Source organism: Paraburkholderia dilworthii (assembly GCF_000472525.1).
In the GTDB taxonomy this organism is placed as follows: Bacteria; Pseudomonadota; Gammaproteobacteria; order Burkholderiales; family Burkholderiaceae; genus Paraburkholderia; species Paraburkholderia dilworthii.
The window spans coordinates 1-20,736 of sequence record NZ_AWZT01000042.1 but is presented as its reverse complement, the minus strand read 5'-3'; the positions used below and the strand labels follow the sequence as shown (position 1 = coordinate 20,736).

Annotated in this window: 16 protein-coding genes; 9 read left to right on the top strand and 7 right to left on the bottom strand. The window is 57.2% G+C overall.

Going from position 1 to position 20,736, the window contains the following annotated elements; genetic code table 11:
- Positions 1–477 precede the first annotated feature (477 nt).
- The 7 genes from F759_RS0127530 (at position 478) to F759_RS0127500 (ending at position 7,937) form a co-directional block, all read left to right on the top strand.
- Positions 478–2,025: a Rieske 2Fe-2S domain-containing protein gene (locus F759_RS0127530; RefSeq protein WP_027802700.1), complete on the top strand. Its 1,548-nt coding sequence runs from the start codon at positions 478–480 to the stop codon at positions 2,023–2,025.
- Positions 2,026–2,115: 90 nt separating this feature from the next.
- Complete coding sequence (locus F759_RS0127525) at positions 2,116–3,123, top strand: PDR/VanB family oxidoreductase (protein ID WP_027802699.1); 1,008 nt, start codon at positions 2,116–2,118, stop codon at positions 3,121–3,123.
- Between the two features lie 97 nt (positions 3,124–3,220).
- Positions 3,221–4,234: a ketol-acid reductoisomerase gene (gene ilvC / locus F759_RS0127520; protein ID WP_027802698.1), complete on the top strand. Its 1,014-nt coding sequence runs from the start codon at positions 3,221–3,223 to the stop codon at positions 4,232–4,234.
- A gap of 81 nt (positions 4,235–4,315) precedes the next feature.
- A complete protein-coding gene (locus F759_RS0127515; protein ID WP_027802697.1) occupies positions 4,316–5,032 on the top strand; it encodes a GntR family transcriptional regulator in 717 nt (238 codons plus the stop codon).
- A 151-nt stretch (positions 5,033–5,183) separates the two neighbouring features.
- Complete coding sequence (locus F759_RS0127510; RefSeq protein ID WP_027802696.1) at positions 5,184–6,038, top strand: class II aldolase/adducin family protein; 855 nt, start codon at positions 5,184–5,186, stop codon at positions 6,036–6,038.
- A gap of 124 nt (positions 6,039–6,162) precedes the next feature.
- Positions 6,163–7,470: an MFS transporter gene (locus F759_RS0127505; protein ID WP_027802695.1), complete on the top strand. Its 1,308-nt coding sequence runs from the start codon at positions 6,163–6,165 to the stop codon at positions 7,468–7,470.
- Between the two features lie 248 nt (positions 7,471–7,718).
- Positions 7,719–7,937, top strand: a complete 219-nt coding sequence (locus tag F759_RS0127500; protein WP_027802694.1) for a hypothetical protein — start codon at positions 7,719–7,721, stop codon at positions 7,935–7,937.
- Between the two features lie 219 nt (positions 7,938–8,156).
- On the opposite strand, the gene F759_RS38700 is transcribed toward F759_RS0127500, so the two are convergent.
- From F759_RS38700 to F759_RS0127460, 6 genes are all read right to left on the bottom strand, one after another.
- Entirely contained in the window at positions 8,157–8,366 is a 210-nt protein-coding gene (locus F759_RS38700; RefSeq protein WP_036025385.1) for a hypothetical protein, read from the bottom strand.
- Positions 8,367–8,779: 413 nt separating this feature from the next.
- Entirely contained in the window at positions 8,780–9,214 is a 435-nt protein-coding gene (gene arsN2 / locus F759_RS0127490) for an arsenic resistance N-acetyltransferase ArsN2 (protein WP_027802693.1), read from the bottom strand.
- Positions 9,215–9,253: 39 nt separating this feature from the next.
- Positions 9,254–10,525: an MFS transporter gene (locus tag F759_RS0127485; protein WP_036025383.1), complete on the bottom strand. Its 1,272-nt coding sequence runs from the start codon at positions 10,523–10,525 to the stop codon at positions 9,254–9,256.
- Between the two features lie 1,729 nt (positions 10,526–12,254).
- On the bottom strand, positions 12,255–12,854 hold the full coding sequence (locus tag F759_RS0127470) for a hypothetical protein (protein WP_027802689.1): 600 nt from the start codon (positions 12,852–12,854) through the stop codon (positions 12,255–12,257).
- A gap of 320 nt (positions 12,855–13,174) precedes the next feature.
- A complete protein-coding gene (locus F759_RS40215) occupies positions 13,175–15,535 on the bottom strand; it encodes an alkaline phosphatase family protein (RefSeq protein ID WP_051377474.1) in 2,361 nt (786 codons plus the stop codon).
- Positions 15,536–15,596: 61 nt separating this feature from the next.
- Positions 15,597–16,691, bottom strand: a complete 1,095-nt coding sequence (locus F759_RS0127460; RefSeq protein WP_027802688.1) for a helix-turn-helix transcriptional regulator — start codon at positions 16,689–16,691, stop codon at positions 15,597–15,599.
- 536 nt (positions 16,692–17,227) lie between these two features.
- Here F759_RS0127460 and F759_RS0127455 point away from each other — a divergent pair.
- The gene (locus tag F759_RS0127455; RefSeq protein ID WP_027802687.1) at positions 17,228–17,890 is read left to right on the top strand and encodes a glycoside hydrolase family 25 protein; all 663 of its coding nucleotides are present in this window, start codon (positions 17,228–17,230) and stop codon (positions 17,888–17,890) included.
- Between the two features lie 69 nt (positions 17,891–17,959).
- Entirely contained in the window at positions 17,960–19,456 is a 1,497-nt protein-coding gene (locus F759_RS44365; RefSeq protein WP_027802686.1) for a hypothetical protein, read from the top strand.
- Between the two features lie 163 nt (positions 19,457–19,619).
- Here the strand turns inward: F759_RS44365 and F759_RS0127445 are convergent, their stop codons facing one another.
- Positions 19,620–19,991, bottom strand: coding sequence for a lysozyme inhibitor LprI family protein (locus F759_RS0127445; protein ID WP_152530717.1), 372 nt, complete (start codon positions 19,989–19,991; stop codon positions 19,620–19,622).
- Positions 19,992–20,736 lie beyond the last annotated feature (745 nt).

Sequence of the window (20,736 nt, the reverse complement as noted above, 5' to 3'; positions counted from 1 at the left end):
GTATACAGTGAGCGTAAGGTGTTCAAAGATGGACGGCATATCGGTAGAAACACGGAGGACGCGTTGAGGACGGCGTAGGTGTTTTCAAAATCGACAGCCGGGCCTCAAATGTGGGCTGAAAACCAGGCGCGTACTTGTGCTCGGCAACGGAAAGACCGTTTCGCCCAGCAGCATAACTGCCTCGTAGCGCGACACGGATTCACGTGCCGCCCTTGCGACTCAATGCAAAGAGAACGTCGAAAAACACATATATTCAAAGACTTGGCGCCGTCACCCCGTGCAAGGCGCTCATTCTTGGACGACGCTGCCGCGCGCGTCCCAGACCGCAAAAATCCCGCGCCTGGGTGTTTACCCATAGAGACATTAGCGCGGCGCCCGCTTAATCTTTGGATACAGAGTTCAGAACACAGTAGTCGGTAGACTGTTCTGACCATAACACCCGAGTGTGGTCCTATCAATTCTTGGAGGCAGGAAGTCATGAGCGTCAAATCGGACAAGGTGGATGAACAGAAGCGCATCGGAGGAGGTTCGGCTCCGGTCGCCAAAAAGCTGATTCCGTTCGGCGGTTACTACGCGAACCGCACGCCCGAGCACGACCCCGAGCTCACGGAAACGGGGCCAGGCACCCCGACGGGCGAATTCATGCGCCGGTTCTGGCATCCGGTGTGTATGTCGATGGAACTGACCGACACACCGCGCTTCCTAAAAATCATGAACGAAGAGCTCGTCGCGTTCCGCGACAAAAGCGGCCGTGTCGGCGTGCTGCATGCGCATTGCGTGCACCGAGGCGCTTCTCTCGAATACGGCGCTATTCAGGAGCACGGCATCATGTGCTGCTATCACGGCATGGTGTTCGATGTGGACGGCGCCTGCCTCCACGTGCCGTTCCCGAAGGGCGAAGAGAAGGAAGCAGAAAAGTACGCATGCTCTATTCGCCAAGGCGCTTACAAGGCTGTCGAGCGCAATGGCCTCGTCTTCGCCTATATGGGCCCGCCCGAAGAGGAGCCGCCCTTCCCGGAGTGGGAAGGCGACTACACGGTAATGCCCGGCGACGAACTGGTCCCGTACAGCAACTTCCAGCACTGCAACTGGCTGCAGGTTCAAGACAACGCAGCGGACAACTATCACCCCACGGCGTTGCACGCAGGCAAGAGCGTGGTCGACGGTAACTACCAGGGTACGACGTTCGACGAAGTCGGTGCGGCGTCGATGGAAGTGGCTCCCGACATGAATTTCGTGCCGGTTCAAGGCGGTCGCAGTCTGGCGTGTGCCGGCGCGCGTCGGGTCAACAAGGACCGGCTGTTCGTCCGGGTCCAGCACCAAGTCCTTCCGAACCTGAGCCTGCATGCGTACACGTCGGAAGATGGCTCGAAGAAGAAGTACTTCAGCCGCTTCCACATCATCCGCTGGACGGTGCCCGTCGATGACGAAAACAGCAAGATGATTGGCTGGCGTGTCATGGGCCCGGGCATCGACACCCGCGGCGTGGGTAACAAGGAAATGGTCGGCTACGAGACCATCGACTTCCTCGAAGGGCAGGTCGCGATGCGCCGTCCAGAGCGCTTCGGCAAATACAAGCTCGAAGACATGCCGCCGATTCCGCCGAATCATCGTGAACGCGCGATTTACAAGCAGGCTCAATACGCACCGGGCGACTACGAAGCCATCATCAGCCAGCGTCCCATTGCAGTACATGCGCTGGAAAATCCGACGAAGTTCGACGCGGGCCTCTACCAGTTCCGCAAGATGCTGCGCGACGCAGTCCGCGGCACGAATGCAGCGGCGTCAGCGCAAGGTTTCGCGGAGTGGTTCCGTGCATTGGGCGGCGCTCCCAACAGCTTCTGCTCAGGCAACGTGTTCGAAATCGCCGAAGGCGCAACGCTCGAAGAAGAAGTTGCGCGTCGTCGCAAGGTGCTGAAAGCGGTCGTACAAATTCTCACCGTAAGCGACAACATGAAGGGCGAAGAACGCGGCGAGTTCGTCCGCAACAAGTTCGAAGAACTCGAGCAGTCGCTTAAGGGCTAACACGGCGGGCGCACCACCCCTGCGAGTCGGTGCGCACCGGTACCAGTCGCGAGCACCTGCGGCTGGCTACTCGCCAGGAAGGAAAAGACCATGGACACAGTATTGGAAAGAGAAGAAGCGGTTGAAGATATCGAAGCCGCTACGCTCGATGTTCGTGTGAAGCAGATTCGTTACGAAGGCAAAGGTATCAATTCGTACGAACTCACAAGTCTGAACGGAAAGGCACTACCCCGCTTTGAAGCCGGGTCGCACATCGACATCCACCTGAAGAACGGCGCCATCAGGCAGTACTCTCTCTGCAACCCGCCCGCCGAGCGCAACCGCTATGTCATCGCCGTACTGAAGGACGAAAACGGCCGCGGCGGCTCGCGTGCTGTTCACGAAAGCATCTCGGCCGGGGATATCGTGACCATCAGCAAGCCCCGGAATCACTTCGAGCTCGCAGAAGACGCGAAACAGGTCATCCTGATTGCGGGCGGCATTGGCGTCACGCCGTTGAAGGCGATGGCACACGAACTGGAAGAGCGCGGCGTTGATTTTGTGATGCACTATTGCGCCCGAAGCGCAGAAGCGGCGGCTTTCGGCCCCGAGCTGGAACGTATGCAGCGCACCGGCCAGCTTCGCTATCACTTCGACGACGGCGAAGGAGCGAACCAGCTCGACTTGCGCGCGCTGTTGAGCAAGCCCACGCCGGGCACGCATGTTTACTACTGCGGCCCGGGTGGGTTCATGGCGGCTTGCGCTGACGCAGCAAGTCATTGGCCAAAAGGCACCGTCCACTTTGAGCATTTCAAGGCGCCGGAGCAGCCGAAGCGGGAGCCCACCGGTACGGTTCAGGACGGGTGTGACGTCACGATTGCCAGCACAGGCCTGGTCGTGCATGTCGGGCCCAACCAGAACTTCAGCGAAGCGCTGAGTGAGGCGGGTATTGAAGTTCCGACCTCATGCTGCGCCGGCTTGTGCGCGACTTGCAAGGTTCGCTACCTCGAAGGTGAAGTCGAGCACAACGATTTCATCCTGGATGACGACGACCGAAAAGAATTTCTCACGATTTGCGTCTCCAGACCGGTGAGCAAGACCCTAGTGCTGGACCTGTAAAACGAACAAACTGAATCCAAACTCCGCCTCCGACGTGGTTCGACGTCGACGCGTTATCGCAAATACGCACCCATTGGTGCCCAAATCTGGAAATAGCATGAAAGTCTTCTACGATAAAGATGCCGACCTCGCTCTTCTGAAAAGCCGAAGCGTCGCAATCATCGGCTACGGTTCGCAAGGTCACGCTCACGCGCTCAACCTGAAGGACAGCGGCATCAACGTCTGCGTCGGTTTGCGCAAAGGCCCATCCTGGGAGAAGGCAAAGGCCGCAGGGCTGACTGTTAAGAGCATTGCCGATGCAGTCAAAGAAGCCCACATCGTCATGATGCTGTTACCCGACGAGCAAATCGCCGAGGTCTATCGAGCGGAAGTCGCACCGAACGCTCGCCATGGTGCGGTCCTCGGTTTTGCACATGGCTTCAACATTCACTACGGTCAAGTCAACCCGCGCGCTGACCTCGACGTGATGATGGTCGCCCCGAAAGCGCCGGGACACACCGTTCGGAGCACCTACGCCTCGGGTGGCGGCGTTCCGCACCTCATCGCTGTAGCGCAGGACAAGTCTGGCTCAGCTCGCGATATCGCACTCGCGTACGCGGCGGCAAATGGGGGCGGCCGTGCAGGCATCATAGAAACCAGCTTCCTTGAAGAAACCGAGACCGACCTCTTCGGTGAGCAGGCGGTTCTCTGCGGCGGCCTTGTCGACCTAATCAAGGCTGGTTTCGAAGTCCTCGTGGAAGCTGGCTACTCTGCAGAGATGGCGTACTTCGAATGTCTTCACGAAGTGAAGCTCATCGTGGACCTCATCTACGAAGGTGGCATCAGCAATATGAACTACGGCATCTCGAACAATGCCGAGTTCGGTGAGTACGTCACTGGTCCGCGAATCGTGACGGCAGAAACGAAGAATGCAATGAAAGCAGTTCTTCACGACATTCAGACAGGTGAATACGCGAAGAGCTTCATTCTCGAAAACAAGGCTGGTGCTCCGACGCTTCAGGCCCGCCGACGCATCACGTCCTCACACCAGATTGAAGTCGTGGGTTCGAAGCTGCGCGCAATGATGCCTTGGATTAGCAAGAACGCGCTCGTCGACCGCTCGAAGAACTAGGTTTTCGGGCTTTGGCACGCAAGGACGCCCCGCGCGATGTCCTTGCGTGGTCCGCTGACACCTAAGCAACGGGGGTACACGATGACATCGAAGTTGCTCAAGATTCAGTCACGCACCGATTACGTCGAAAAGGTTTACAACTCCCTCGTCGATGCCATCTGCGAGGGGGCACTTAGTCCTGGAGTTCGATTGACTCAGGAAGACATAGCTGAGCAACTTGCGGTTTCGCGCTCCCCCGTCAATCAAGCGCTTCGGTTGCTCAAGAAGGACGGGCTGGTTCAGGATGCGCCCGGCAGAGGTGTCCTCGTCGCGCCTCTAGACGCACAGTATTTAAGCGACGTCTATGAAATCCGCGGCACGCTGGATTCGCTTGCTGCGAAGCTTGCCGCCGGCAAACGAGCGCTGCTTGACCCACAACTTCTTGACCGGGGACGCGCCGCGTCTAAGTCAGGCAAGGTTCGCGCGATGATAGACGCGGATATGGACTTTCATTTCGCTGTCTACGGCGCATCGGGCAATCGGCTGATTGGCGAAACAGCGAGAGGTCACTGGGTGCACCTACGGCGCGTCATGGGGGCAATCCTGCAGGTATCTGCGCAGCGGCAGTCTTTCTCGGAAGAACATGCCGACATTGCAAGAGCGATTGAACGGGGCGATGCACCTCTCGCAATGAGCTTGTCCGAGCTTCATGCCAAACGAGCTCACCAACAACTGATAGGCGAATTCGAAGGATTGCTGCAAGCTCAAACGCTGCTGGCTGACGTCAAGACATCAGCGGAGGCGGCGGCGCTCGCCTGATTTTGAAGTGACTGACATTTCATTAAAGCTCTAAATGGCTAAACCCGTTTTGTACCAGTAAGCACTACTACAGACGCAGGATTCTCATTCTTGCGCTCTTGAAAAGCCATCGTTTGTCTATGCGTTCCCCACTCGATAAAAGGAGTATGTGATGTCTACAGTTGCTGAATCGCAATCGGAAACCAAGCAGGAGTCGATTCTCAAGCCTGGCAAAGTCTCGATTTACGAGCCGGACCAGGAAGGGCTGATTTTCCCGACCATGCCCGAATTCACGAACGTCAATGACCATCGCGAATATCTGAAGGAGCGTCTGGTTGGCGCATGCCGTGCTTTCGCTCTGCAAGGCTATGACTACGGCTTCGCCGGCCACCTGACGGTTCGTGACCCGGACAACCCGAGCCTGTACTGGACAAACCCAATGGCCGTTCACTTCTCGCAAGTGAAGAAGTCCAACCTCATCTGTGCCGACCACGAAGGCAATGTGGTCGAAGGCGAATACGCCATTAACCGCGCAGGCTTCGTCCTGCACGCAGCTGTGCATGAGCAGCATCAAGACATCGTCGCGATGTGCCATGCGCACACGACGTACGGCACCGCATTCGCGTCGCTCGGCAGGCCGCTGGCTCCGATTTCGCAAGATGCGGCTGCATTCTACGAGGACCACGTCGTCATCGGCGACGAGGCCGGGAAGGTAGCCGTGGAGGTCAAGGGTGGCAATAAAGTTGCAAACGCTTTTGCCGGTGTGAAGGCAGCCATTCACCAGAATCACGGTCTTCTGACCGCGAGCCGTCACAGCATCGACTCGGCCGCGTTCTGGTTCATCGCGCTGGAGCGCTGCTGCCAGCAGCAGTTGATGATTGAAGCCACAGGCATTACGCCGAAGGAAGTCACGCCGGAGCGTGCGCGTTATAGCCGCGAGCACGTGGGCAGCGACTACATCGGCTGGTTGCACTTCCAGACCATCTGGAGCGAGTTGGTGAATACCCAGCCGGACATGTTCGACTGAGCATCGAGTGCAGTGCCCGATTCGGGCGTGCCATACGTCTGAGGCGCGCGAATCAAACGTCGGCGGAGAAGAGCCCAAAAAACGGGTCGCCCGCCGCTTACTGGAAGGCCCCTAGGAGACACATGTGAGTTCCCACAGCCCAGCCACCTACGTGGAAAGCGCTGATACGTCCGCATTCACGAAAGCGACGTGGCGCCTACTACCGTTCCTCTTCGCCTGCTATCTATTTGCCTATCTCGACCGTATCAACGTTGCCTTTGCCAAGCTGCAGATGCTCAGCGACCTTGGTTTCAGTGAGGCGGTCTACGGATTCGGTGCAAGCGTATTCTTCGTCGGTTATCTGCTCTTCGAAGTTCCGAGCAATCTGCTCCTCCTGCGCGTTGGTCCGCGGCGCTGGATTGCGCGAATCATGGTCACATGGGGGCTAATTTCTGCCGCAATGATGTTTGTCAGAACGCCGACGATGTTCTACGTCATGCGGTTTCTTCTGGGCGTCGCAGAAGCGGGTTTCTTCCCCGCGATTGTGCTCTACCTGACTTACTGGTTCCCCGCATCGCGGCGCTCGAAAGTTACCGCACTTTTTCTCACCGGTATCCCAATGTCTGGCGTGATTGGTGGCCCGCTCTCCGGCTGGATTATGACGGCGTTCAACGGTACGCACGGCTTTGCGGGCTGGCAGTGGCTGTTTCTGGTCGAAGGTGTGCCGACTGCGCTTCTCGGCGTCGTTGCATTTTTCTACCTTGATGACACGGTGCGCGACGCAACGTGGCTAAACGAGGACCAGAAGGATTTGATTGAGCAGAAGCTGAAAGAGGAGGCGCCCCCCGGCGCTTTGCGCTCCCTGAAGGACGGTCTGCTCAGCCCGAAAGTGCTTCTGGTCAGCGCCATCTACTTCTTCTACACGATGGGCTTGTACGGCGTCAGCTTCTGGCTTCCTACGCTGATTAAGTCGAGCGGCGTGTCTGACCCGTTCCACGTAGGCTTGCTGACTGCGGTTCCTTATGCCGCGGGCGCGCTGGCCATGGTGTTCGTGAGTCACAACTCGGACCGCACCGGTGAACGTCGCTGGCATTTGATTGTCCCGGGACTCATCGGTGCATTCGGCCTTGCAATGAGCGTGTGGTTCTCGGGCTCCACACTGGCGGCGATGATTGCGTTGACCGTAGGCACAATGGGCGTGATGACCACCATCTCGCAGTTCTGGGTGATTCCACCCTCATTCCTCGGCGGAGCCGCTGCCGCTGCAGGTTTAGCGCTCGCAAACTCAGTCGGCAGTATTTCCGGCGTGGTAAGCCCCTCTCTGATTGGTGTCATCAAGCAGGCATCCGGCTCAGCAGGTGCTGGAGTACTCGCTCTTGCAGTGAGCCTTGTCATCGGTGGAATACTCGTCCTCTTTGTTCCGGCTACGCTAGTGAACAATCGTCGACGATAGAACCACCGTTTCTCTCAAGTCAAGAGCCGACACGGGCAAACACTCCTGTCGGCTTCTTTGTTATCGATTCGGTGGATTAGTCATCCCTCTGGCGTGGCACGTCAAGCTGCATGTGGAAACAGCCTCGGAGGGCAAGAGCCCACGTCTTCGCAATTTGAATTCGGAGACGACGGCGACGTTCATAGACCGGAGGGCTACCGTGGGCGCGCATGTAGCGGTAAGACGACACCGCATGTAGAGGTCACGCGATGCAAGCCGATGAGTTTCGTGGATACGCGCTATGGGGGCATGCGATAGAAGCGCATGAACACATCCGTCACTCCACGCGGTTCGCAGCGAGCGGCACCATCACGCGCGACAGAAAGTTCGTCGAAGCGTCGGGAGCTCTTGGTCTGTTTGACGCCGCACAGGACGCAGAAGAAGCTGGACTGGCACGGGCGCGCGGCTGGATTGACAGCCACGAATAGTGATGCGCGAGCAAAACCGATTTAGCCGACGAGCCGCCGATAAGCGCTGAGATGCCGGACGAGCCCTTGTTTGTCCGACGCACACTACGCGGTCGACTGTGCCCATCTTGCCTCGCTCGAAGAGACGCGCCTTGAACATCTCTTCCATTTCCTGGACGAGCTTAGTCGGGCCAGGCTGCGTCACGATTCCGGAAGAGCCTGATGCATCGAGTGCGCCAACTACTCCTCTGCCCCGTCCTGTAAGCCGTTTACCGCGTTCGGGGCTATGGCGAGCATGCGAAGCGTGTCTCGTATGACGTCGACCTCAGCCAGCATGCGCTCCATGGAGCCAACCGGAAGGTCCTCCGGCATCATCTTCCCTTGCGCTTTCCGAATGGCATCGACGGTCACGCAGAATGCGAAGGCTGCTAGATAATCGTTGTCCTCCACGTCTTCTCTCTGTCGATAACTACAACAACCTAAATATCGACCGAATTTCACTTTTCTTGATGGCACTGGAACGTCTACTCAAAGAGCTGGCTTCTTTTTTCTTTGGAAGCAGCCGGGAGTGTGGGAGATGCCCCTGCGGGTCTTCAGTGAGATTCAGCGTGCATTGCCTTCCTGACGCCTTCGTCCCTCATGGGCGCGCTGCCTCCTGTGACGTGGATGGCAATCGTCGCGAGAAGCAAGGATGATGGCAGTCATACAGATTTCGCAACCTGCGCTTCCTGTCCGCTGGTATTGGTTCGTGCAGTTGGTCATATACTGCTGCCGGTAGTCTAGGACCGCGGCATTGTGCGAGCGCGACCCGAAAGTCAGGGACACTAACTGCAGAATCGCCCCGAGGCGCTCCACCGCGACAGCTATAGCTTTTTTGTCATGCAAACAGCGCTTGCCGGACACAGCTGCGCAAACTGTGTGCTGGCCTGCATTTCCGCGGGCGCTGTACTGCGGTCAACGTCTGCATATCCTGAGCACCGAAAGAAGCCGGCCGCAGTCGTAGTGAGCAGCCACAAATCGGAAACGTCGGATGCTCGCGCGAGCAACTCCGCGTGAGTCAGGAGCATCGTACCGAGTCGCTCGTTGCGAGCGGTCCGCGCGACGGCCAGTGAGCGCAGCAATGCGCTGTGACCAAACCGCTCAACTCCCACGCTGCCAATATTCTTACCGCCCGCGTCTTCCGCGACCAGGAAGTCCGCGAGCAAGCCGGCAGTGACATCAGCGGCCGGTAGTTCGTTTTCCGACAGCAATGCTTTGACGACATCGAGGTCATCACTTCGAGCGGTACGTATCTTCATGCTAAGTGTATTGGTGTTGGACCTGGAGGGAGGGAATTATCAGACTGCGCTAGTCGCAGCCTGGCGGCTAACCCGGATAGCCACAAAGAAGGCGATTGCTGACAGTATCGCAACGAAAAACACGGTCCATTCAACAGCCACATAGCCGTGCGTGAAGCTCCAGATGCTGGCTGCCGCAATGGGCGCGATTCCCTTCGCGACGTTCGACGGGAACGACAGCATACCGCTAACCGCGCCGTATCCCTCGGTCCACATCAGGTCCTGGACGATAGTGCCGCGGAGGATAGTCATCATGCCATTCGCTGCGCCGTAGATGGCCGCAAATAGCCAGAGTAGCGCCGCCGAATGACCAGCATTTATCAGAATAACGGTCGATAGCGGAAACAGCGTCACGATAGTGATGCCCACGGTACTAACACGAACTGTTCGGCCGAAGGTGAACCAGACGGCCCGTGCGGCGACCTGAGCCGGACCGATGAGCGCCATCGTTGTTACCAGCACGGCGTTCGACACACCGCGCTCCACCATCAGCGGCACCAGGTGAAATGTGAGTGCGGCGAACGTCGCGTAGTAAGCCGTGAAACACACCGCGAGTGCCCAGAAGGTCGGCGAGTGGAGCGCGCGACGGGTGGCTGCGTCGTTGGCCAGCTTGACTGCGCCATTGGTGGGACGTGAGCTCGGGTCCGCGCGCGAGGAGCGGTTTGCCAGCACATGGATAGGCAGGCAGACAATCAGGTTAAGCGCCGCAAGCACAACGAGCGACGTCCTCCACCCGACCGAGCCAACCAGAAACTGCGTTAATGGGATGAACACAGTGCTGGCAAACCCGGCAATCAGGGTAATGAGAGTAATTTTGGTCCTGAACGACCGGGGATAGCGATGCGTAACGACGGCGAAGACGGGGTCGTAGAATGTCGCCGCCATCGATATGCCAAGCCCAATCCACGCGACGAAGAGCACCGTTAACGATTGCGCATCGGCCCAGAGCAATAACATCGCTGCAGCAACGACCGAGCCGACTGTCATGACCCTCCGACCAAGTCCATGGTCAATCCAGCGGCCGATTGGATAGGCAGCAAATCCGGAGACCAGGAGGCCGATAGACAACGCGGCGTTCGTCGACATGCGGCTCCAGCCCATGGTCTGCTCCATAGGCACGACAAGCAGGGAGAACGAGTAATAAACGGAGCCCCACGAGACGAGTTGCGCCAGCGCCAAGGCCCATGTGACCAATCCGTCGTGGCTGTCTGCCGGCGGGCTGTCTTTGCTCGTGCTTGGACCTCGGCTGGACGTTGTGTTCAATTTATCCATTGCCCTCATGTTGCCCGAATCGCAGTCACTGCGGGTCCGATGCGAAACGCGTTGCAGCACAAAAAACGCGCGGAGCCCCGCTTCTCAGCGACGCCGACGGCCATTCGCTCGTGGAACAAGTCCGCCACCAGCAGTGAGTGGCTGTCCGACGCCTCGCCGACGGCTCCCAGATACCCGATTGCCTCGCGATTGCAGAATCGTCCGGTGCGGTACAACGCTACCGCTGACCTTGCCCGTACCAGCATCGCGCAGATGCCTCGTGTCTTGACCGGCGCCGTCAAGGCGACGAAAAACCTTGGGCCTCGTCGGCCAACCGGTTGCGCATTCGCAGCAGCGGCGTCTCCCAATCGCATGGCGGCCAGACCCGACCTATCTCATAAGCATCCAGAACGAGGACGGCCCCCGGCGAGCCTTTCATAACAAGAAACCGTGCGAGGCGGAGCTTGTCGCTGAGCGCCGAATCTAGGGCAATCGCCGAGGTGGGACGTCCCCTCTCTTTCTTAAGGGCCAGCGCGGCATCGTCCGCGAAGAACGAAGGCCCCGGCGTTTCCTGTCGCTCATCCTTTGTCGCCTCTGGTGATACGTCGGAAACCGCTCGTCCGTTCCTGTTGGCCAACTAGACGAGTTCTCGAGGGCAGTCGCATCTTCCGGCTTGAAATGGCGATGCATCGACGGTTCTTCCGCGGACGGCGGTTCGCTACTAATTTGCGCTCCTTGGCGCGGCTCCGCCATCGCTGACGCTGTTGCCGGGCTGGCTGATGGCCGTTTAAGGAACAGCCGTTGCTCGCCTGTTGGAACACAAACCATCAGGAGCTGGAAATGGCCACCGCCAGTCCGCCGTACGGTGAAGCCGTCGTGCGAGCTGGACCGCTGCAACGCGATTCCGTGGAGTGAGCAAGCACCGAGCCGGGTAGGTAACACGCTTGCGCCAACCCTCGCTGCCCCGTGGGCTTTACTGGTGTACACGGTCTCAGTGGGCGAACCTATATTCTGACCAGCGCGGAGAAATGCCATGGACCAAGCGAGGTATGAAGATGCAATCAATCGGTTGATTGCAGCGGCACAGCTGCTAGTGTCAGGCGCGTCGGAAGAGCAGAGATTGGATGCCTTCGGGGTTCTGGCATTCTTTCAACTTCGACGCCGGTCACCATCGTTTCCGCGTGCAAGTCGCGAATTGGTGGCCAACTCGCGGTCCCCATGCCGAGAATATTGCGGACCCAGTTCGGTAGAACGCAGTTCACAAGTTACCGGACAGAGGGGAGAAGGCATCAGGTCGAATCGACGCAGCGCTATCTCCCTGCATCCGCCCCAAATCGCGTCTGATGCCCGACGTTGCAGCCTTTCCATAGTGACTCAGCTAGGACGACAACGCTAAAGTACTGTCGAAAGTAGCATAGTTAGTCCCAAACTAGCGAAGAAAGCCAGCTGGCGCGCTTACCTTGTACTGGATACCGATTGCCACTAACGCAACTACCGCGGTCTCTGGCGGATGGCCCGTGCGAAATTGGCTCAGGTGCTAGCCTTGGAACCACTAGCCAGACGCTTGGAGCGCGAAGGCCCCTTTGGGCGTGCACCGGCGCGCTTTTTCATCGGCACGACACCTGTATCCGATGGCATGGTAAAGCGTCGGCATCGAGATATCACGGCGCTTCTCAAGGTCGCGGACCGATTTTTCAGCTCGACGAACAATTGCGCACTGGAAAAGCGTCTTCTTGTCCGACCCACAGTTTTAAGGCACCGTGATCGCCTTCGAGAGCGCGTCACGCCGTTTCAACTCTTCATTTACTGCAGTCGGGAACTGCTCTGGAAATGGAACTGCAAATGGAAGCTGTTCGCTACTTTGTATAACTCGAGGCACAGCCCTCCAACGGTCGCTATAGTTAACTGCATGATAGACATAGGCTTGCGCTTGCTTCCCAAATTCGCCGAGCATGGCGTTGGGTAGATACAGCCGAATCCGAGAAACAATTTCGTCGTTAGCTTTAACCAAAGAATCAATCTTTTCTCGCATAAGCGCCTGCTTCGTCTCACCCGTCTTTCGTGCCTTGCTCACATAGGATTCGAGGATACCCCAAGGTTTGACTAAATAGTTCGCTTGCAGGTCGCGAGACATATCCCGCGTCTCGTCAAGCTTTGTCCGGATGACTTTGAGTTGGCACCAAAGCTTCTGATTTTCGCGTTCTTCAGCCACGACATTGCTTTGATATTGCTCGTGGTGTGCATACAGCCATGCGATTCCACCTGAAATAGCGACGATTGTGCCCACTACAATTGGAATCCATACGGCGAGGCTGGATTTGGATGAGTCAGCTTTCTTAAAGGCAGTCATGGTTACCTCGTCATTGGTTCGCTCGCGATTTTCATATGCCAGCGGCGTCTGCCTGCTACCCCGAGGGTCTGCCACCCGCTTAAACCTCGCCTTTGCAAAGCGCTCTACTGAAGACTCGCTCAATCAGGAAATCAACTATGAAGCCTAATGCGAAGCGTTGCGGCGCGCGACAAGACTGCCAAAATCAATGGGCCCGACCTCGCGTGCGTTGGGCGTGTTGGCAACGTGTTCCCTAGTAAGGAGCCGCAATCGGCGACCGCTGCACCGAGTTGGCGACAGCCGTTCGTCGAACCTTGGCTACAAATACGAGGAGGCTTCGCTTAGGAACGACCGGACCTCGACATGCCGGTGCGGCCTTTGGCTTTTGGCCTAGGCTTGTGCTGTCCACCGCTTGTCACCTTCTTACCCGGCATGGACATAGAGATGTCTGGCGGTACGGAAATCGGCGCCGCGATTGCAGGCCTTGCGCTACCTTTTTCCTGCGCGAACCACGTCTCTATCGCTTTCGCACGCTCGGAAACCGGAACCGGCGCTTTCTTCCCGTTGCCCTTTATGGCCATAGCAGGCCGCGTTGCTGCTAAACGGCCCGTCGTGCGTTCGCGTTCCTGCCGTACCAGCTCGGCGTATGACACAAGAGCAGTCTGTGCATCGTGAAAGGTCGATGGCGCTTCCATCTGCTTCTGGGCCATCAAGCTGGAAGGCGCGGGAGTCGAAATCCTCTCCGGCGTGTCAGTGCGGAGTTTTGCCTGCGAAATGGCCGACACGAATGTGCCCGACTGATATTCACCCGCCGCTAATACGGTCCGGCGACAAATTGCCGGAAGTCCCCATTTCTCGCAGACGTAACGCAAAACGCTTGTATGGTCGTACAACGTATGGTCCACGCCTTTAGCTACCCAGGGAGAAACCAGAACAGCGGGAACCCGCACGCCTAGCTGGTTAAACGCATAGTTGTCGGTATTCTCGTCCGGCGCCACCGTCGCAGGCGGCACGACATGGTCGTAAAATCCGCCGTGTTCGTCGTACGTGATGACAAGCAACGTGGACTCCCACAACGCCTGATTTGCTCGGATTGCGTTATACACGTCGGCTATAAGTTGCTCGCCGGCGACCACGCCAGCAGGCGAATGCTGGTCGTTTTCGCCACCCTGCACCCCATCAAAATACCTTGGCTCGATGAAGGAGTATGCCGGGAAAGCGGACTCCGGCCCCTTGCAGTCGTCAAAAAATGCGTCCATTTCCTGAAAGCTGGAAGTGAAGTACCTGCGTTTCAGGTGGCTAAGCACGATGGACTGCGGTACGCCACCATGATATATCTTCCAGGAAATGCCTTTGTCGCTAAGGTCGTCGTAAACCGTTCGCTGGTTGTATCGCCCGAAGAACATGCGCACTGTGTCAATGACACCGTCCGGCATGAGTACGTCTCCAAGGCTTGTACCGGTGTGCACGAAGAAGCGGTTTGGCCAGGTTGGTCCCGGCATCGAAGAAAACCATCGGTCGCATACCGTGAATGATTTCGCCAACGTGTGCAATGCTGGCAGGTCGCCATCTTTGAAATACGCCATCACTTGGTCGATTTCGCCGGTTTGTGCGTTCTGGTTCAGACTTCGGAACTCGTCCACAAAGTGCGCCATCCCGTCAGCAATCTGTCTTGTGACGTTCTCAAATTCGTGTGGGACTTTGAAATCGTTGCTGACGAACTGTGCAGCCATGGGAGTCTGCTTGTGGGGCGCGTTATCTTTTTTGGCGTCAAGATTGACGCCGGGGTTTTGAGGGTCGACCCCATCGATATCTGGATTCGAAACCTGAAGCGCCCCCAGCATGTGGTCGAAGGACCGGTTCTCCATCATTAGCACGATGACATGACGGATGGGGTCACCGGGAAGTGTGCTGACAGCGACGCCTTTTGCTGCCGTCGCGGCAAATCGTCCGGCCAGCTGAGATTTGCGTGACGCCGGTTCATTTTGCATACTGCTCCGGCGGACTACCCGCCCGAGACCGCCTGCCTTTGCGTTCAGGCGCCGTTGCGCAAGTTCGTCGTGGGCAAAATATTGACGATAGTCACCCTTCTCGGGGTCGAAGAACCCGATATAACCGCCCGAACTGACGCCAAACGATTTGAGGTCCGTGGCGCAGAAGTCATTCCGCAGCCCTGCCTCTTCCTCGGGTGTAAAGTAGTGGGGCAATACGAAGTCAGAGACCGTCACGCCGTCGATGACATAGCTCTGTGCCTGTACCGCATCACACATTTCAAAGAAGTGGTAAACAGTGCGGTTAGTGTCCGCCGGGTCCGGTCCTTGTACTAGCAGATTGCACTGGGGGTCGCCAATCAATTCCAGTGCTTCGTGCGACAATGTGGTCGACCATTCGTCGCCCACGCTCTTGCAGAGGTCGAGATAGACGAATCCAAATGGAATTCCCGCTAGGTTCTGGTCGTGGTAACCCAGCACATCGTTGTGGGCCGCCGAGTCCAAGATGTAGAGAATCGCGTCGCCCCGCAGCTCTTTGAGTTGCGCCAGCTCAGTATCCGGGCCCGCTGGCCCCTCGACCCGCAGCCTTCCACCAAACGCCCAGTAAGGCTCGAAATCCTCGGAAATCTGCCGATTGATGGCGCGGACGACGCGGTGTATTTCCCTGTCCGCGATGCAGCTCGTGCGGTTCACCACCGAAATCTGATACATATCCACCTCCGAGGTGGTCGTTTGACGGTGACCTAGAGTCCGGTCAAACGAGCTATAACCGTCAGAGCAGCGACGAAAGCCTAATTAGCTCGCTCTGGCGGTTGCAGCTCGTCTTTTTGAGCAGCGAGGCAATCTGTTTGCGCACGGTTCCTTCCGCAACGTTAAGCACGGAAGCGCATGCGGATGCGTCATGGCCGGCGATGAGCTGCCGGAATACCCTGCCTTCGGCCGCAGTTAAGTTGAACGTCTCTCGCAAGCTGACTTCGCTAGGCAGGCTGAATATGTCTCGCCTCTGTATCCGCAAGACAACACACTTCCGCGTTCCGGCACCATGCAAGCGCGAGGAAAGCATTGCTTGGACGTGAAACGTTTCGCCCCATCGACCCGGTAATACCGTGGACTGCGGCGCTCCACCCTGTAAGGCGATTTCGATTGTCGCCAACAGTCGCTGATGCGCTTTTGGTTCTACATGCATTAGCCTGCGCGAGCGAACTGACAGGTGCTTCCCGCAAACGAGCCACTCGCTCACCGCAGGTGACAGGAAGTCTACGTGCCCTCCGCGGAGAACTACGATGACAGCTTCGGAGGCGTTATCAACCAGACAGGAAAGCACGTGATTCGCTTCGGCAACAGTCTGGACACGCTTCTTGTACGAACCTATCAACGTCCGTTGAAGGCGCCGCATTGGTTGGTCTGCGACTACACTCTTTACATGCGCATTTCTGGTGTGACAGTGAAACGCCAAGGCTGCAAACTGTTTTTCGTCGTTGGCTAAGGCAAATCCAAAAATCTGCCCAATCTTAAATCGCTGCAAAAAATCAACGTAGAACTCCTGTTGTTCCCACTGCGCCTGAGATAACAACCAGTCGCTAGAAAGCCATACTCCAACTGGTAAACTAGCCGCCTTTTGCGCGACCACATCCGTCGTCGAGTAGTACTCGAGGTATTCGCTTTCTGCCCTTGCTTCATGACCGAGTTGGACGAACGACTCCAGGGTGCTTGTGTACTTGTTCCAGGCCATGAAGCAGCCAGCGTCTGCCCCAACAACGGCCTTCGCTGTGCTCATCACTTCCATCCACGGTGTTTCCGCTTCCGATATGGAGGCAGCCGCCTCCAGCGCGGAGCGGTACGCGCATTGTGCCGGAGCTGCATGCATTGTCTCCTCCACCTCGTGCGGCAGTGTCCACTGAGAACCAACAGAAATACAAGTACCGTTTCGAGTGCGTGCTGAGCTCGCTATCCCATCCTGTTGAAATCGTGGGCACAGGTCGGAGCAAGTGTGAATACTCAATTTAGTCCATTTTTTTGACGAAGCACACGTCCTAACCTAGTCATCAACGGCAATCACTGTCTTGACCGAAACCACCGATTCTCGCTCGTTAGCCATAGTTGACGGTCCTCTGCAGGCTCTTAATACACCCAGCGCGATGATGAACTGGTAAGCAGGGCGTGAGCCTCGCAGATTCATGTCATATGTATTGAATCAGTAGCCCTAATCTAGGCACGGCCATGAACACGGAGTTTCGCTTGAGAACCGAATTCAGTGGCAAAGTTCTCGAGGTAGGGCGAGGCAACCGGCTTAGTGAGGCAGTTGCAGAATTCCCTTATTAACTGCGGGTCGCCACGCATCCCCGGTGACGCAATCCGAGAACGTTTTATCAACTCCCGTAATAACGGATTTTGGAGGCAGTCATGCCGCACACTCTGGATGGTTCAATAGACGTGGTACTAGACGTATATCACGGCAGCGACATCTCGCTCGCGGATGCAAAATCTGCGGGAGTATTGGCTGTGATTCACAAAGCAAGTGAGGGAGCAACCGTTCAGGATGCCAAGTACGCGAAACGCAGACATGAAGCGCGTGGGCTGGGGCTTCTATGGGGCGCATATCACTACGCAAGCGGAATGCCCGTACAACTGCAGGTGAGTAACTTTCTGGATGCGGTGCAGTGGGGCGCTGATTCCGGCTTGGACGAAAACACACTGCTTTGTCTAGATTTCGAGCCCAGTCATAGTGGTCCGGACATGAGCTTTCACGACGTGTGCACTTTTGTCAGCATGGTGCGGGAAAAGACAGGGCGCTGGCCGATGATATATGGGGGCGCGCTCTTGAGGGAGACCTTCGCCGCGGCCAATCCTAGCTGCGATGCGGCCAAGTGCCCACTCTGGTACGCGCGTTACAACGACAAACCCGTCGGTATCCCGGGCCTCTGGCCGAAGTTCGCCCTCTGGCAGTACACCGATGGGGCGAACGGGCCGCAGCCTCGGAACATCAACGATGGGCATTTTGACCGCAGTTGCTTTGTTGGGACAAGCACTGAACTGAAGCAACAATGGCCGCTGTTCAAACAGTGAGCCGGCGCCACCGCGGGCGTCATTACGAGCGAAACGGCCTGTTTTGAAGCGCGCACGAGGAGCAAAGTTATGGCGTACTTTTTTGCCTACGGGTGCGAACTCAACCGTCCACACGTACTTGCGCAGATGTGGACTGGCAACGCCTACGCTGAACGCAACGACGGTCAAATGCGTAACGCGCCGCAACAATCGGTAAGCCTTCGACAGGATGCGGACCCGTCGAGTGCAACCGCAGGTGCTGACGTATCTCTGCTCGTTCCGTCGTCTGTTGAGTCGTCCGCTACTGCCAAAAGTTCGACGGCTAGGCTACGCGACTACTCCCTCACAGAACCAATCGCAACCGGCTATATTCCCAACAAGGGACTCGTCTACAGGCGCCGGCAGGACGAACACGCAGAGCCGCTCATTGATATTAACGACGCACCGGGTGAGCGGTTGTGGGGCCTTTTGTTTGATTTGCCTCCTGAGACTTTGAGCGCGCTTTGTCGAGAGTTTGACCCAGAGCGTACATTCGAGCTTCACACGGCTGTCATCAGCACCACGCTTTCGACAAGCTCGAGTCGCGATGAGAACAGCTGGCTTGCCGCTGGTGAGCTTGCCGAGGTTAAAACTCTCCAAGCCACGTCTCCGACTATATTCCCCGCGATTCCGGTCAAATCAATGGTTTACGGGTTACTGCCAACTTATCTAGCGTATAGAGCGCCCATGTATGCGCTTCGCGCCCTTCTTGGCTACAAAGTTTCGCAGGTTGATTCAATCAGATTGAATGGTCGGGACACTGCGGAACGGCTTATCGAGGAGGTTTACTACAAGTCGCCAGCTAAGTTTGCGATTTATCGAACGTCAGAGCGCGTTGCTGTCCAATACGCGGACGAGAGCAGTGGTGCAGAGGCTCAACGGTCTAAGATGGCATCAATCAATCCTCTGCGCAGTCAAATTGCGGGGCTTATAGATGGATGGAGTAAGAGCGACTGCGAGGAAGACCGGCATTGTGCGGCCCGATATAACGCACGTGTAGCTGCTGCACTGAATCAGATTCTGCTAGAGAAAGACGAAGTCGGCGCAAGGTTCACCTTGGAAGGAGTCAAGGATGACGTCATCGCGAAGCGCATGTCGAGAGGACGAGTCCAGTATGTGTGCGGTGCTCTGGTTACTGCGGTAGGGTTATGCCTTGCGTTCTGGATAGCGAAGGCGATGTACGGCGCGTACAGTCCGACCGACGCTTTATGGCTTGCTGCCCGGGCGGGGGCGGTGGGCGCCCTTTTTTCAATTGCGATGAATATCCGCGAGCGTAAGGTTCAGCTCGACCTGAACGGTCGAGACAACTTCGCCGACGCTGCACTTCGCGTCTTTGTCGGAGCAATCGGTGCGGGCGCTCTCACCTGCCTCCTCCACAGCGACGCCCTGCCGTCGGCAACCTTGGGTAGTTCGACGTTCGTAGGAAGCAAAATGAGTTGGGAAGTCGTGCTGGCTGTTGGATTTGCGGCAGGATTCAGCGAACGGCTCGTGACTACAATGTTCGAAAAGTTTGGAAACGATACAGACCCAAAAAAGAAACCTGCCTAATTCGGCTAAAGGCAATCCCAGCACGCGCAAAATTCATGAGACAGTTTAATCGAGTAGCGTCTGTTTCTGCGTGCGACTGCGGGTTGGTAGCCGATTTACAGTCAAAGGACAATGGATGCAGCGCGCAAAGGGACGCTTCCATCGTTTCCTCATGCGGCGCTCGTCAAAACGGACCGCGACTCGCGAGTCGCGCATAGTCTTCCTTGAGCATCTCGATGCGATGTCGGTATGAGCTAAGCAGGCATGCTTGATTGCCACGACATTTTCGTCTCATGTTCAACCACGCCTGCTGTTCATCCTGCATTGTGCCTCTGGCTCCCATCGCTACCAGACCGGTCAGCATTTCATAGCGCACGGACATCTCCACGTCCAACTCACTTAGCTGCCGTGAATCACAGATAGCCCTCTCATCTGCAGACCCGGCCTGCTTGCAATCAAAGCTAGCGCCATACGCAGTTGAGAAGACCGTCAATGAACTAACGACGACCAACGACAGAAAACGGCGGATACTTGTTTTAGGAGCGAATGTAGACAAGACGACCTCCAATGTCGCGAGCAGATGTCCTATGGTAAGGCGGTTGCATCGTCTAACTTGGCTCCACGAGGTGAGTCAGGCTCCCGGTGCGATTGGCCAGTCGGACACTGGTATGCGGCAGAAAAGAAAAGGCGTCGAGACGACGGCTTCCTGCAGCCATGGGGAGAGCCTTAGAGAGCGCGAGGTCAGGCCGGCACCTGCCCCGGGGAGCTGTCAAGAATGCGAAGCTTGTCGCCGAAATCGGGAATATTGTGACCGCCCGCGCGCAACTCGTCGACAAGCCGATGCGCGGCTGCACGACATTGCGCAAACGTCTCATGCAGTCGTGGTTCGGCCTGCAGGCCGGTCACCACCTTTTCCAGTTCAGACGGGGACTCGCTCAACAGGGCAGGAACGACCTCGTCTGGCGGTATCAGAGACCCGTGACTCAGAAGCTGTGCAGTCCAGTCGCACCCGTACAGAAGCGCGCGTCGCTCGGTCCTTTGCGCTTCTTGCTGCTCAAGGGCGGCAAGGCTGTGCCGGTTCTTGTGAATCGAAGCTCGCCAGGTCGTGAGGATGTCGGTNCGCAGGCTTCCAATGGCGTCGCCGAGTGGCGCATTCTGCCCCCCAGCCACGAGGCGACGTTCATCGAGTCTGTCGACCTGGTCACGATATCCTTCGAGGAAGGACTGCCAGTTCAACGGCAGTTCAGCCGTCTGGGAGAACGTGCGGCTCAGCTCGTTAAGCTCGTTCCTGATGTCCTGAA

What these genes read in the sequence shown, in the direction of transcription:
- F759_RS0127500 (WP_027802694.1), top strand. Translation starts at nt 7,719, where the DNA reads ATGCAAGCCGATGAGTTTCGTGGATACGCGCTATGGGGGCATGCGATA.
- arsN2 (WP_027802693.1), bottom strand. Translation starts at nt 9,214, where the DNA reads ATGAAGATACGTACCGCTCGAAGTGATGACCTCGATGTCGTCAAAGCA.
- F759_RS40215 (WP_051377474.1), bottom strand. Translation starts at nt 15,535, where the DNA reads ATGTATCAGATTTCGGTGGTGAACCGCACGAGCTGCATCGCGGACAGG.
- F759_RS0127525 (WP_027802699.1), top strand. Translation starts at nt 2,116, where the DNA reads ATGGACACAGTATTGGAAAGAGAAGAAGCGGTTGAAGATATCGAAGCC.
- F759_RS0127510 (WP_027802696.1), top strand. Translation starts at nt 5,184, where the DNA reads ATGTCTACAGTTGCTGAATCGCAATCGGAAACCAAGCAGGAGTCGATT.
- F759_RS0127455 (WP_027802687.1), top strand. Translation starts at nt 17,228, where the DNA reads ATGCCGCACACTCTGGATGGTTCAATAGACGTGGTACTAGACGTATAT.
- F759_RS0127515 (WP_027802697.1), top strand. Translation starts at nt 4,316, where the DNA reads ATGACATCGAAGTTGCTCAAGATTCAGTCACGCACCGATTACGTCGAA.
- ilvC (WP_027802698.1), top strand. Translation starts at nt 3,221, where the DNA reads ATGAAAGTCTTCTACGATAAAGATGCCGACCTCGCTCTTCTGAAAAGC.
- F759_RS44365 (WP_027802686.1), top strand. Translation starts at nt 17,960, where the DNA reads ATGGCGTACTTTTTTGCCTACGGGTGCGAACTCAACCGTCCACACGTA.
- F759_RS0127470 (WP_027802689.1), bottom strand. Translation starts at nt 12,854, where the DNA reads ATGACTGCCTTTAAGAAAGCTGACTCATCCAAATCCAGCCTCGCCGTA.
- F759_RS0127530 (WP_027802700.1), top strand. Translation starts at nt 478, where the DNA reads ATGAGCGTCAAATCGGACAAGGTGGATGAACAGAAGCGCATCGGAGGA.
- F759_RS0127485 (WP_036025383.1), bottom strand. Translation starts at nt 10,525, where the DNA reads ATGGATAAATTGAACACAACGTCCAGCCGAGGTCCAAGCACGAGCAAA.
- F759_RS0127460 (WP_027802688.1), bottom strand. Translation starts at nt 16,691, where the DNA reads ATGCATGCAGCTCCGGCACAATGCGCGTACCGCTCCGCGCTGGAGGCG.